The sequence below is a fragment of the Haloplanus sp. genome, assembly GCF_028275055.1.
Classification (GTDB): Archaea; Halobacteriota; Halobacteria; order Halobacteriales; family Haloferacaceae; genus Haloplanus.
In genome coordinates, this window is the sequence record NZ_JAQCNJ010000006.1 from 1 (window position 1) to 13848 (window position 13848).

A 13848-nucleotide genomic window follows, 5' to 3' on the forward strand; every position below is an offset into this window, starting at 1 on the left:
GGGGTGTACGCGTCGAGGCAACGAGACGTTGAGCCCGCGAGCACTAACAGTCCAAGCCACATTCATCAGATGTCGCACTGTGACCCGATTTGATTGTCGGGTCCAGGCGCTAGCTGGATCGCACGTAGATACGGTCGACAGGCAACCGACAATGGATGGTCGGCGGTTCGATTCCGCCGGTCGGCATGAAGGCGGCCAGAGCGGCGGGGAGACACCCGTACCCATCCCGAACACGGACGTTAAGCCCGCCTGCGTATCGGGCAGTACTGGAGTGGGCGACCCTCTGGGAGTCCTGATTCGCCGCCTCACCACTCATACTTGATTTGCCTCGGCGAGCCGTAGGCTCGCCGGGGTGTTTCCGTACCCGAACGCCCGTCAACGGCCTGCGTACCGCATCATCGGCTTCAACGGCGACCGCTATGCTTAAGCGACGGGCACCGTAGTATTGAACGCGCCAAGGTGGCAGAGTCCGGCCTAACGCAGCGGCCTGCAGAGCCGCCCATCGCCGGTTCAAATCCGGCCCTTGGCTTTCTGACCGCCTAGAAATCCAGCGCCGAAGAGTAAAGCACCGATCAGTATACGCGGTACACGTTTCATTCCAATCAGTATGTACGGTGGTCCTTTATCATCCGATGAAAACATCAAGGTGGCGGGAATACGGATCTCACTCCTCCGATTCCTGCTCATCGTTCCATACGCCAATCGGTGTGGAGGGGACTCTCAACCGACAGGTGAGTTCTCAGTATCCAATAAGACAAAGAAGGCCTCCTGTGTGTCCGTGGCTCCTCTGGGCCGGCGAGGTGGGACTCAGGTGGATGAACATGATCGTCTCACTCAACGGATTGACCGACACTGCCGGCCTCCGGGGTGAGTCGACGCTTCGGCCTCAGCAGATGTCGTGTGGAGCCGCGGTCGGCGCAACAGCACCGAGGTCGGTCGTGACCATCGAAGACGAGGGAGTCCGTCCGGTCCCGGGCCGACCCACCGCATCGAGAGCAGTGCGACTGTCGGACTCCTCACGCGTGGGTCGCGTGTTATTCTGGGGCCCCCGAAAGGGGTGTCATCAGCGGTTCCGTTCCCACTCGTCGCGGGCGATGCTGTACCGAAGCGAATCACGGGGTTCCTCGCCAATGACGATATCGTTGCGAATCCGCCCCTCCCGACGACCGCCGAACCGGTCGATGTATGACTCGATGGCACGTTGTGAGGGCTCGTTCTCCGGGTCGCAGGTGACCGCAACCACCTCGAACTCCAATCGGTTGAAGGCGAGTTCGAGAAAGCGGGCGGCTCGCTCGCCGGAGTAGCCCCGCCCCCAGAAGGGTTTACGGAACCACGTCCCGAGCTTCGCCAACCGGCACTCCCAGTCGGGGTGCAATGCCGCCATACCGGCCAGTTCCCCCTCGCGGTCGCCCTCGGTCGGCCGGACGGCGTAGTGGGCGTCCTCTCCGGCCGCAAACGCTTCGCCGCAGTCCCGGATGAATTCGGCCGTCTCCTTCGGTGACTCGTGTGGATCCCACGGGACGTACCGCGTTATCGTGTCGATATCCGGTGCCTCGCGATGGACATGCTGGTACAACTCCAACGGGTCGGTCGTTTCGGGATGGAGTCGCTCGTAGACGAGCCGGTCACTCTCCATCCGATCAGGAAAAAGGCCCATAGTTCAACACCGGAAGCGAGCAACAAAAATCCCGGCTGACCGGCGGTTAACCGCTCCGCTTTTCATCCTGTCTGTGACCGGTCACGGCTCTCTCAGCGTGGTACTTCGTGTCTCACACAGCGCTTCTGACGGTAGTTCGGCAGTTCACACAGGCTCTGCTGAACGCAGGGCGTGCACCGGTCACGCCGTGTCACCGAACCACCGTCAGCAAGCGGTGACACATTTGTGAAAGTCCCCGACCATGGGCTGGAGCCCACATGCAGGCGCTATCGGATTAAAACTGGCCTGTCGCTCGGATCACGAAGGGTGCCTGGGGGTGTCCTGATCGGCTTCGTACCGGAGTTTTCTAAGCGTCCGTGTGTACTCGGTAATCGCCATCTCGGCATCAGCACCGTACTCCAGATACCGGGTGAATGTCGGGGCAATCGTTTCTCGCCCGTCGAACGCGCGGCCGAACACGTCCATCAGCAGGCCAACCGCCACCTGTTCGCCGAGTTTCACCCCTTCGTAATGGTCGCTGTAGTAGTGGACGCCGGCGAACATCCGCGCGAGCCCGACGTTCGAGATCAGCTTGTCGATTTCCTGATGAACACCGCGGTGCCCGTCGGGAACGTCGTTCATCGTCGGGGGGTGCTCACCCTCGCCCCGATCGACCGGTAGATAGTAGTCGGCCTCATCGTTCCAGTCGGCGTTCTCGAACCACGTTTTTAGGATGGTGCCGCAGGCACCGGCGATCACCGAGTGACCGCTGGGATACGCCGGGTGAACCGGCGACCCTTCTTGATACACCGTGGACAGGAACCCGGGGTCCCCGTCGCCGCCCGCCCGGAGTCGGCGCTGGCGATCGAGGATCTCCGCGTCCGCTACCAAGGCGTCGACATTGAACCTATCCCTGCCCGGCGAGTCGTCGTTGAACTCCTGTGCGTGAATCCGACCGGCGTAGGTTTCGGGCCGACACCGGAAGTGAGCATAATATTTCTGATAAAATGCCGCCAGCAGTGCCTCCCGGCCTGCCCGGGCGATCAGGTCCAGCAGTCCGACCGGACCGTTGTCGGTGTAGTTGAACACCGGTCCCTCCTCACGGGTAACGTACGCGAGTCCATCGTCGTAATCGACCCAGTCTCTGCCCAGCAGGTACAGCGCGGCGATCAGATACTCCTGATACGGCGGTTCGGCGTTGACGATCGTCGCCAAGTGTCGTGGGGTCTCGAGATAGCCGCGCCCACCCTCCGTCTCGGATGGAGGGTTCGGATTCAGTTCCGCCGAGATCAGGCTCCCGTCGTCGTCTGTCGGGGCGATTCCTTCAAGAACGTCCAGCCACCTTTCCCGGGATTTGTTGTAATCGATCTCCTGATACCGCAGATAGCGCTGCTTGGTCGGCAGCGACCATAGATCCACATCGTGTAACAGGAACTGGGAGACGTACGGCCCCCACCAGTCGGCCGCGCCAACGCCACCCTCCACGAACAGGCGGTCCGTGCCGTACCACCAGTCTTCATCTATGTCGGCGTCACCGATCCTGTCGAGATCGGTCGTCAGTGGATCGTACACGTCGTCGAACCGGTCACTGGTGGTCGTCGTGTCACAGTCATCGGGTCCCGGTTCGTTTTTCCACTCCACGAACGGCACGTCCCGGAGTTGCTCCATGGCATAGAGGTCGATCATCTCGGCGGCGGTGTGTGGTCCCGTCGGGTCCGGTGCCATCGGCATCACACCCCGCCAGGCCTCCATTCCGGCGAGACTGACCGAATGCACGCCAGGCACGCCGATAAACAATCGCCCGTCGACGTCCGGGTCGTTCTTTCCGCCCCGTTCGAACATCGTGGCCACGCTCGGGTCGGCCGCTTCCCTGACCGCATTGAGATAGTGCTCGACCTTTTGATCAGGGTCCACGACGCCCTCGGACCGTGTGTCGTCATCGCCGTCGTCGTCCAGTGGCATTCCCTTCGTGAACAGGTACGGCCTGTAGTCGCACCTGTCGATCGTGACGATGGTATCCTGGCGTTCGGTGCTACGGTTTTGATAGGTTTGTAGCCCGTCCACGAACTGTTCGACCGACTCCCGGCCACGCTCCGACTCAACTAACACCTCGCGCTCCTCGATACCGATTTGTGGGTTGTGAACCATACACGTACGCCCCGTGGTTTCGTACTCGATACTATCAATTAAAACTATCTTCTGACCCCGACACGGAACCCGTGACGTGGCTCCACCACGCGCTCCCCCGCCCGCGCTCGACGACCTGCGAGCCATCGGGGCCCGGCAGCGGACGGCCCACGAAGGAGTCGATGTCGTCCGTAGGTCAGACGGGGTCGATACGTCCGAGAACACGGCTCTGTGCCGGTCGGCGTACGCCGTCGGCGTGGGGTAACTCCCGGCCCCCAGACGTTCTCGTGGGGCCGCGGTCGCCCTCACTGGTGTGGCCTGTCCCGCCACAAAGGGTCGGCGTCCGGGATCCGGTCGCGTGGCCTCACGACCCGCGACCGAGCGGGCTCCGGCCGTTCAGGTACTGTTCGCCTCGACCGCCAGTTCGATGGCTCGGTCCACGGCTTCGTCCCCTTCGCCAACGTCGTCGTACGCCTCGGTGAACGAACTCATCACATCCTTGGCCAGTTCGCGGGCGTCGGCTTCGGACGGCTGGACGTTGTCGACCGCCGTCGACTCCTCTGCCTCCTCATCGACGACCCACACCTCGAACATCCCGTCCTGATCGGCGGTCGGTTGGAACTTCACCTCCACCTCGACGGTGCGGCTCTCGTACTCGCGACGTCCGGTCTTCAGCCATCCCGATGGAACCGATCTACTCATGGAGACATATTCGCCCGTAACCCAGATAAGACTATCCGTCAGCGCCACGTAGTTCGGCACTGGAGACAGATCCCTCGGGACCGCTGTTTCCGGTTTAGACGGACCCGCTGTGCGTGTCCACGTACACGCCGAAGAGACGGTGTCCGAGGCCGTCCTCGGAGAGTGTCCTCGTCCCGCAGGGAGGGGTGGTACCGTTCACGGACCCCCGCGTTTTTATCGCGCCGCCACGTCTGGTCGTCCATGACAGAGACGATGCAGGCGGCTGTCGTTCCGGAGGCGGGGGCCGACTTCGAGGTCGTCGAACGCGAGGTCGCGGATCCGGATCCGACCGAGGTCCGGGTCGCGGTCGACGCCTGTGGGATCTGCCACAGCGACGCGTTCGTGGTTGAGGGCACCTTTCCCGGTGTGACGTACCCACGGATCCCGGGGCACGAGGTGGTGGGTCGGGTCGATGCCGCCGGCGCCGACGTGACCGCTTGGAGCGAGGGGGATCGCGTCGGTGCGGGCTGGCACGGCGGCCACTGTTTCACCTGCGACCCGTGCCGCCGTGGCGACTTTCTCCAGTGTGAGAACGCCGAGATCACGGGGTTGAGCTTCGACGGTGGCTACGCCGAGTACGCGACGGTCCCATCGGAGGCGGTGGCCGCTGTCCCAGACGATCTGGATGCCGTCGACGCCGCACCGCTCCTGTGTGCCGGCGTCACCACCTACAACGCCCTCCGGAACAGCGACGCCCGCCCCGGGGATCTGGTGGCCGTCGTCGGCGTCGGTGGGCTGGGTCACCTCGGCGTCCAGTACGCCCACGCCGCGGGGTTCGAAACCGTCGCCGTCTCACGGAGCCCGGACAAGCGGGAGATGGCCGCCGACCTCGGTGCGGACCACTTCGTCGACGCGAGCGAGACCGACCCCGCCGAGGCACTCCAGGACCTCGGTGGCGCAAAGGTCGTTCTTTCGACTGCGCCGTCGGCCAACGCCGTCGAGTCGGTGATCGGCGGCCTCGGTACGAACGGCGAGGCCGTCGTCGTTGGGCTGCCAGGCGACCCCGTCCCCACGGACGTTCAGCATCTGATCGGCACCTGTGGCGCGGTGTCAGGGTGGGGGTCCGGCCACGCTCGTGACTCCCAGGACACCCTTGAGTTCAGTTCGCTGCGGGAGATCACCCCCGTCGTCGAGACGTTCGGTCTCTCGGATGTCGGCACGGCCTACGACCGGATGATGAACAACGACGCCCGGTTCCGAGCGGTACTCGACATCTGACTCGGCCGGGTCGGTGTAGCTCTCGGAATATCAATCGAGATACCCGGCCCACTAGGTATATACCCGCGAGTTCGATTATAGTAGCCGATAGCGATGTCCACGACACCACCTGCCGGTTCCGAGCCCCCTGCAGCCGAGTTTCCGCTGACCTTTGAACGGATCGTCGGTCGCATCGGTGCGCCAATCTTCATTCTCGACGCCGACCACGAGGTGGTGGTCTGGAACCACGGGATGGAGGAGTTGACCGGGAGCACACGCGCCGACGCGCAGGCGGCGGACTCGGTCGGTGAGGCGTGGTATCAGGACGGCCGTCGGGCCAAGACGCTGGCCGACAAGGTGCTCGAAGCCCCGCAGGACGCCCACGAGCGATTCGATGTCAGGCGGGTCGACAACGGCGAGTTCCCCGAGTACCGAGACCGGAGCACGTTCACCGACACCCGCGGCGACACCCGTCACATTACGTTCAGCGCGTCGCCGCTTTTCGACGACGGCAACCTCGTCGGTGTGGTCGAACTGGTGACAGACCGGACGGAGGAGGTGCGCCGGCGACAACGGATCGAGGACCTCGTCGCTGAGGTCACCTCGACGATGCATGCGATTCAGGACGGTGACCTCGCCGCTCGCGCCGACTTCGACGCAGGCGGGTCGATCGACGAGGAACTGTGTGCGGTCGTCGACTCGTTGAACGGGATGGGAGAGACACTCGACGGACTCGTGGCCGACGTGGACGAACAGACCCGGGAACTCCGGGAGATCACCCAGGAGGTCGCCGACAGCGCCACCCGAATGGAAGACATCGCCACGGAACAGGCCGAGCGAAGCGAGGCGGTCGCGAGCGAGGTGTCGACGCTCAGCGCGACCGTTGAGGAGGTCGCCTCGACCGCCGATTCGGTCGCCGACACCAGCCGTCAAGCCCGCGACCACGCCGAGGAGGGAAGCGAGACGAACCGCGAGGCCCGTGACGCGATGTCGGCGGTTCGGACGTCGAGCCGCGATGTCCGCGAGGACGTGGACGAACTCAACGACACCGTCGACGAAATCGACGAGGTGGTCGACGTGATCAACGACATCGCGGACCAGACGAACCTGCTGGCGTTGAACGCCAACATCGAGGCCGCCCGCGCCGACCGCGACAGCGACGGATTCGCCGTCGTCGCCGACGAGGTCAAAACCCTCGCACAGGAGGCTCAAGACCAGGCCGGCGAGATCGAATCCATGATCGTCGATGTTCAAGACCGGACCGAGGGGACGGCCGATAGCCTCCGGACGACCGAACGCCGGATCGACGACGGTGTCGCCGAGGTGGAGGCGAGCATGGAGAAACTCGACGACATCGTCGACGCGGTCGGTGAGGCCGTCGCGGGCATCCAAGAGGTGTCGGAAGCGACCGACGAACAGGCGGCGAGCGCCGAGGAAATCGCCGCCATGGTCGACGAGGCACGCGACCGCTCGGAACGCGTCGCCGAGGAGGTCACGCAGGTCGTCCGGTTGACCCAACGCCAGACCGAGAAGGTGGCAGAGATCGCACAGCGTGTCGGTCGCCTGCGCGGCGACGGTCACCGGTCCCCGAGCGACCTGCGATAACACCCACCGCCACCGAAACAACGCGGTGGCGGTCCTCCATAGCCCGCCGTTGCCCATGGCCCGGCGTGGGACTCCGGAGCCTCGCTCGCGGGCCCGGTCGTGGCACGGGTGACGAGGTGGGCCGGAGGCCGGGGCCGGCGCGTCGTGTTCCGTCCGCCCCGTTTCTGGTCGTCTCGTCGCCCGGTCAGTCCCCGACCGCCTCGACCCGCTCTACCGTTTCAACCGGGTGGTGTCGGCGCGGAGCGTCGAGACCCGCGCGTTCTCCTTGAGTCGGACACCATCCCCACCAACCGAGAGGGGCATCCGGGGAAGCGAGGCGACCACCCGCGTCGGATGGCTTGCGCCCCGTTCTAAGACCGCTCTGCGGGCTTGGAGAAGAACCTCCTCGTCGCCGGACAACGACTCGTTGTACTCGATCAGATACTGACCGGCGTCGAGGTGCCACCACCCGTGGTCTTCTCCGGGATTCCGGCGACGGGTTCCGTGGGGAGTGGTCGTCGCTGGGGCGAGTTCGCTGCCGCCGAAGTCGACCCGCCCGGGGTCGTCGACGACGTATACCTGCCGCGCCGTGAGGTCGACACCGTCGTCGTGGACCTGCGTGTCGGTGTGTAGAAGTCCGTCGACGGCGGCCGCCACGCCCTCGTGATCGATCTCGTCTTTGTCTCCCTGCCCCGTCATGTGTGACTGTACGACGTGCCGGCTCAAAAGTCCCACCGACTAGTGATCGTGATCGTGATTGTGGTCGGCATGGCCGCCGTCACCGGCCACAAGGGTATCGGCGTCGCCATCGATCATATCCATGTTCTTCAGGTTGTCTCGTTCCTCGAAGTCGGCGACGGCGTCGAGGATATCCTCCTGTGTGAGCACCGTCCGTTCCTCGGTGAGCGCTTCAAGTACCGCCTCCCGCAGCACCATCCGAAGGTCGCTCCCGGTGAGGCCCTCCGTCTGCTCGGCCACCGCTCCCGGATCGAACTCGGCGATGTCCATGCGGCGGGTGATCACCTCAAGGATATCGGCCCGCATCTGTACGTCGGGCTTGGGGAAGTTGACGATCTCGTCGAAGCGCCGCCACGCCGCGGCGTCGAGTTGGTCGGGGTGGTTGGTCGCGCCGATCAACAACACCTCGTCCCGAATGAGGCTGATGTCGTCGATGCTTTTGAGCAGGGTGTTGACCGCCCGTTTTAGCGCGGCGTGTTCGTCGGAGCGCCGCGTTTTCGCGACCGAATCGAACTCGTCGATAAAAAGGATACACGGCGAGAGGCGCTTTGCCACCTCGAAGGTCTTTTCGACGTTTTTGGCCGTCTCACCGAGGTACTGGCTGGTGATCATCGACAACTTCACCTCAACGAACGGCTGGCCGAGTCCGTGTGCCAGCGCCCGCGAGGCGGTCGTCTTCCCCGTTCCCGGCGGGCCAACGAAGAGGAGTTTGCCGATCTCGCGCAGGCCGATCTCAGCGAGGTAGTCGCGGTGTTCGATCGCCTTGACGATCTTTTGAATCTCCCCTTCCTGATCGTCCGTGAGAACGAGATCATCGAGTGTCATCTCGATCTCCTCGGGAGCCCGAACCTGCACGAGATCGAGCATCTCCGCGTCCTCCTCCTCGTCGAAGTACGCGTCGAGAAGGCTATCGATCCACACCCGGTCGGCGTGGATCGGTCGGGTCTGCTCCCGGGCTTCGGCGGCGGTCACATCGACCCCGTCGTGGCCGGAAAGGACCGACGCGAGCGTCGGGTTGGTGGCGATCCGATCCCGGTCGATCCGGTCGACGATCCAGTCGGCCGCCATCGACGGTTCCGTCAGCGAGATGCGGCCAGAAAAGTCCTCCTTTTCGGTGAACAGGAGGTCCGACACCGCCTCCCACGGTCGGTCGATACCGGTCGCTTGTCGTGCGGTTTCGTTGGTGACCACCAGTGGTCGCTCGATTCCGCCGGCCGGGACGTCGCCGTCCCGTTCCCCGTCGTCTTCACCTTCGTCGGTCCAGAACACCCGCCTGTACCGAGGCGGGAGATCGTTCTCGTCGAGGCTCCGGTCGTCGGTATAGACGTGGGCCGTCAGCAGAAACTCCACGACTTCGAGAGCCGGGTCGTTCATCCTTCAATTGTTCTCGCGGTAGCCGTTTAACATCGTCGGATCGGACGACGCCCGCGGTGGCTCGGGCTACGCCCCGTCGGGGTTGACGAACGTCAGCGCCTCCCGGACCGCCTCGTCGTCGCCGATGAGCGTGACCCGGTCGCCCAGCTCGATCGTCTGTTCCCCGTCCGGGACGAACGTCTCCCCGTTTCGGGCCACCAGCGCGATCAGACAACGCGGTGGAAGCTGTGGCCCGATCTCGGAGAGGCTCCTGCCGACGAGTTTCTCGGCGGTGACCTCGACTTCCTGGACATCGCCTCGCTCCCCGATGTCGTCCATCCAGTTGACGAGCGACGGCCGCTCGATGTAGTCGTCGAAGGCCATCGCGGTGGCGTCGACGGCGGAGATGGCCCGCACCCCGAGGTCCTCGAATGCGTCGACGTTGCCGGGGTTGTTTACCCGTGCGAGCGTGGTTTCGGGTCCGAACTTCGACTCCGCCAACTGGGCGACCAGCAGGTTCACGTCGTCGTCGCCGGTGGTCGCGGCAACGATTTTGGCGTTCTCCGCCCCCGCCGAGCGCAACACCTCGGTGTCGGTGCCGTCGCCGTGGTGGACGGTCAACCCTTCGTTACGAGCCGTTTCGACGGTGTTCACATCCTCCTCGACGAGGACGACGTTCTCTCCACGGCCTTCGAGCCGGGCGGCGAGGGTCTGGCCCACGCTCCCGGCTCCGATGATGATCACACGCATTGGTATCACGTCGAGAAATTCGGCAATCCGTCTGGCGAACCCGGCTTCCAACGCGACGGTGAGAAAGATGACGAGAAAGACCGTTCCGACGAGAACGTTCGCCGCCGCCGGCATCCCCTCGGCACGGAACTCGACAGCAAAGAGCGTCGCGACCGAGGCGGGAATAATGCCACGCGGGCCGACGAAGCTCATAAACAGTTGCTCGCCGCGAGTGAAGCGGTCACCGGCCGTGCTGACGAACACGAGCACCGGTCGGATCACCAACGCGACGGCGGCGGCGACGATCAACCCACCGACGCCCAACCCGAGGAGATACTCGAACTGTAGCAGCGCTGCGAGCGTGATGAACACAAAGGAGAGAACGATCAACGTCACGTCGCCTTTGAAATCGGTGACCTCCTCCTCGTATGGCACGTCGGTGTTGCCGAGGATGACGCCCGCGGTGGCGGCGGCGGCGATGCCGGCCTCCGTGGCGATGGCCTCGGCCCCGCCGTAGGCCACCAACGCCCCGCCGAGAACGAGGAGACGGGCGTTCTGTGGCGCGTTTCCGGGCGAGAGGTCGACATAGCGGAGCGCGTAGAAGACGACGGCGGCAACGGCCAACCCGACGACGATTCCGCTCCCGAGTCGCTGTGCAAACAGGGCGAACAACGCGGCGGGTTCGCGAACCTCCGCGATGATCGCCTCGAAGATGACCACCGCGAGGATGGCCGCCGTCACATCGTTGACGATCCCCTCCGTTTCGAGTGCGGTGCCCACCCGGCTCCGCACCGGCACCACCTCGAGAATGGGCGCGATGACGGTCGGGCCGGTGGCGACCAGCAACGCCCCGACCAGCGCCGAAACCAGCCACCCCACGCCGAGTGCGTAGTGGACGACGACCGCCGTTCCGACGAGCGCGATGGCCGCCCCGAGAGTCACCAACTTGAACGCCGCCGCCGGTGCCTCCCGAAGCCGGCCGATACGGAGGTGGAACGCCCCCTCGAAAACGATGACCGCGACCGACAAGCCAACGATGGCCGACAACGCGTTCCCGAAGGAGTCGGGCCCGACGACGCCCAACACCTCCGGGCCGAGGATCACCCCCGACGCCAACAGAAACACGACGCTCGGAACCTGAAACCGATCGGAGAGGAGCTGTGCCACGACGCCAACCCCGATGAGGGCGGCGACCAGCGTGATCAGATTCCCCCCGCCGGCTGTCATCGGTACGCCTCCATGCGTCCACGACGACACGAGCGACGCCGATAAAACCCGCCCTTTCGCCCCAAATATCAGTGAAAAAAACAGACCGACCCCCGAGCCACCCGGTGTGGGAGACGAGCGCTCACCCTTGACCGTCGAAATAGCCGAGAACGCCACGCACGTTGAGACGGCGTTCCGCCCGTGCCTTCCGTCCCCCCCACGGGTCGACCGGTTCCGTCGTCTCGACGAAATGGTCGATAACGGCCTCGTCGTCGCCGAGTTCCGACCGCTTCGTGCGGACGCGGTCGACCCACTCGGAGAGGACCTCGTCGTACTCCGTCATCAGTCCCGGCGTGAACGGTGCGTCGCCGAAGTGCCCGAAACAGATCCTGTCGGGGTTACGGTCGGCGATGGCCGCGGCGTCGTCGAGACAGGTTTCCAAATCGAAGTTCGCCGGCGGTGACGTGGGCTGTAATCGTTCCGCACCCGGCGGCCGGATACCCGCGGCATCCCCCGAAAAGAGCACGTCGTCGCCGCGGTCGTGGAAGCACACCTGATGTGGGGCGTGGCCGGGGGCGTGCACCACGTCGAGAACGCGGTCGCCGAGGTCGATCACGTCCCCGCCCTCGATCGCCTCGATCCGGTCTTCGGGGATCGGTTTCGGGTCGACGTAGTACCCCCACTGGTCGCCGACGGCCGCCTTCGTCCCGGCGACCAGCCGATCGGGGTCGACCAGGTGGGAGACGCCGGTCTCGTGGGTTCGAACCGTCGCGTCGGGGTACTCCGCCAACAGATAGCCCGCCCCGCCCGCGTGGTCGAGGTGGATGTGCGTCGTCAACACGAGGTCGAGGGCGTCGACGCCCACCTCGTCGAGGGCGTCGATCACGCGGTCGACGTTCGTCCCGAGGCCGGTGTCGACGACCGCCGGTCGCTCGGCGTCGAGGATGTAGACCGATCCGTAGCCGGGCACGTCGTACGCGCCCGTGTCGACGTAGTAGAGGTCGGTACAGTCGGGGACGGCGGTGAGGTCGCCGATAGCCATGGTCGAATCCCGACGGCGGCGGTAAAAAGCGTTCTGACGCCCCACCCCGGCCGGTCGGTCCCGACACGGTTTTGTCTCGGCCGCGAGAATCCCCGGCAAATGCTCAGCAGGCAGTATCTCCGCGAGAACCCCGACACCGTTCGGCGAACCCTCGAGAACCGGGGGATGGCCGACGACGTGGATCTCGACCGACTGCTGGAGGTCGACGAGGAGTGGCGGTCGCTCAAAAGCGAGGGTGACGACCTGAGACACGAGCGAAACGAGGTCAGCGACCGGATCGGCCGCCTCAAAGCCGAGGGAGAGGAGGCGGCGGCCCAGGAGGCCATCGAGCGGTCGTCGGAACTCAAAACGCGTCTGGAGACGGTCGAATCCGAGGCCGATGACCTCGAAGCCGATCTGAAGGCCGGTCTGCTGGAACTCCCGAACGTCCCCCACGAGGACGTGCCGGTCGGTGACGACGAGAGCGACAACGTCGAGGACCGCCGCCACGGCTTCGACGACCTGCGAGACCTGCCCGAGACCGTCACGCCCCACTACGACCTCGGCGAGAAACTCGACGTGATCGACGAGGCCCGCGGCGCGAAAACGACGGGGGCGGGCTTCTACTTTCTGAAAGGTGACGGCGCGCGTCTCGAACACGCGCTCATCCAGTTCATGATGGACGTTCACCGCGAACAGGGCTATGTCGACCTCTTTCCCCCGGTCCCGGTCAAGTCCACGTCGATGGAAGGGACCGGCCAACTCCCGAAGTTCGCCGATGACGCCTACCGGATCGGCGGCGGCGAGACGGAGGCCTACGACGACGACGACCTCTGGCTGTGTCCCACCGCGGAGGTGCCCGTCACCAACATGTACGCCGACGATATCCTCCTCCGGGACGACCTCCCGCTCAAACACCAAGCCTACACCCCGAACTTCCGGCGCGAGGCGGGCGAACACGGCACGGAGACGCGGGGTATCGTTCGCGTCCACCAGTTCAACAAGGTCGAACTCGTCAACTTCGTCGAACCCGAGAACAGTTACGACCGACTCGAAGCCCTCGTCGACGAGGCCGAGGCGGTGCTTCGGCGGCTCGAACTCCCGTACCGCGTTCTGACGCTCTGTACGGGCGACCTCACCTTCGCCTCCGCAAAGACCTACGACATCGAGGTGTGGGCCCCCGGCACCGACGCCGACGACGGCCCGGACCGTGGCGGGCGGTGGCTCGAGGTTTCCAGCGCCTCGAACTTCGAGGACTTCCAAGCCCGGCGCGCGGGGCTTCGTTACCGCCCCGAGCGCCACGAATCGGCGGAGTATCTCCACACGCTCAACGCCTCCGGCACCGCCGTCGGACGTGTGATGGTCGCCATCCTCGAATACTACCAGAACGAGGACGGCACCGTCACCGTCCCTGAGGTTCTCCGGCCGTACATGGACGGGAGGGAGGTCATCGAGGGCCACGAGAAGGTCGGCGAGAGTGCGGTGGGCGCGGGCGACAGGGAGTGAGGTGCCGCGG

The 13848-nt window shown here is 64.9% G+C and carries 10 protein-coding genes, 1 tRNA gene and 1 rRNA gene; 5 read left to right on the plus strand and 7 right to left on the minus strand.

The genetic code is table 11. From position 1 onward, the window contains the following. Positions 1 to 187 precede the first annotated feature (187 nt). Together rrf and Q0925_RS00370 are read left to right on the plus strand one after the other, a co-directional pair. Positions 188 to 309 (plus strand): 5S ribosomal RNA (gene rrf, locus Q0925_RS00365). Between the two features lie 144 nt (positions 310 to 453). Continuing rightward, a tRNA-Cys gene (locus Q0925_RS00370) sits at positions 454 to 529 on the plus strand. 534 nt (positions 530 to 1063) lie between these two features. On the opposite strand, the gene Q0925_RS00375 is transcribed toward Q0925_RS00370, so the two are convergent. The 3 genes from Q0925_RS00375 to Q0925_RS00385 form a co-directional block, all read right to left on the minus strand. Then, entirely contained in the window at positions 1064 to 1657 is a 594-nt protein-coding gene (locus Q0925_RS00375) for a GNAT family N-acetyltransferase (protein ID WP_299330615.1), read from the minus strand. A gap of 297 nt (positions 1658 to 1954) precedes the next feature. Beyond that, positions 1955 to 3784 (minus strand): phosphatase PAP2 family protein, encoded by a 1830-nt coding sequence (locus tag Q0925_RS00380; protein WP_299330617.1) that lies wholly within the window; start codon positions 3782 to 3784, stop codon positions 1955 to 1957. A gap of 375 nt (positions 3785 to 4159) precedes the next feature. Next, positions 4160 to 4465 (minus strand): hypothetical protein, encoded by a 306-nt coding sequence (locus Q0925_RS00385; RefSeq protein ID WP_299330618.1) that lies wholly within the window; start codon positions 4463 to 4465, stop codon positions 4160 to 4162. 252 nt (positions 4466 to 4717) lie between these two features. On the opposite strand from Q0925_RS00385, the gene Q0925_RS00390 reads away from it, so the two are divergent. Next, complete coding sequence (locus Q0925_RS00390; RefSeq protein WP_299330861.1) at positions 4718 to 5722, plus strand: alcohol dehydrogenase catalytic domain-containing protein; 1005 nt, start codon at positions 4718 to 4720, stop codon at positions 5720 to 5722. Positions 5723 to 5815: 93 nt separating this feature from the next. Continuing rightward, positions 5816 to 7306 (plus strand): methyl-accepting chemotaxis protein, encoded by a 1491-nt coding sequence (locus Q0925_RS00395; protein WP_299330620.1) that lies wholly within the window; start codon positions 5816 to 5818, stop codon positions 7304 to 7306. Positions 7307 to 7516: 210 nt separating this feature from the next. Here Q0925_RS00395 and Q0925_RS00400 read toward each other — a convergent pair whose 3' ends face one another. From Q0925_RS00400 to Q0925_RS00415, 4 genes are all read right to left on the minus strand, one after another. Beyond that, positions 7517 to 7984 carry a dCTP deaminase gene (locus Q0925_RS00400; protein WP_299330622.1) on the minus strand — a complete coding sequence of 156 codons (468 nt, stop codon included), beginning with the start codon at positions 7982 to 7984 and terminating at the stop codon, positions 7517 to 7519. A 39-nt stretch (positions 7985 to 8023) separates the two neighbouring features. After that, entirely contained in the window at positions 8024 to 9397 is a 1374-nt protein-coding gene (locus tag Q0925_RS00405; protein WP_299330624.1) for an ATP-binding protein, read from the minus strand. 66 nt (positions 9398 to 9463) lie between these two features. Further along, positions 9464 to 11332 carry a cation:proton antiporter gene (locus Q0925_RS00410; protein WP_299330627.1) on the minus strand — a complete coding sequence of 623 codons (1869 nt, stop codon included), beginning with the start codon at positions 11330 to 11332 and terminating at the stop codon, positions 9464 to 9466. Between the two features lie 121 nt (positions 11333 to 11453). Further along, positions 11454 to 12353 (minus strand): MBL fold metallo-hydrolase, encoded by a 900-nt coding sequence (locus tag Q0925_RS00415; protein WP_299330630.1) that lies wholly within the window; start codon positions 12351 to 12353, stop codon positions 11454 to 11456. Between the two features lie 99 nt (positions 12354 to 12452). On the opposite strand from Q0925_RS00415, the gene serS reads away from it, so the two are divergent. Beyond that, positions 12453 to 13838 (plus strand): serine--tRNA ligase, encoded by a 1386-nt coding sequence (gene serS, locus Q0925_RS00420; RefSeq protein ID WP_299330633.1) that lies wholly within the window; start codon positions 12453 to 12455, stop codon positions 13836 to 13838. Positions 13839 to 13848 lie beyond the last annotated feature (10 nt).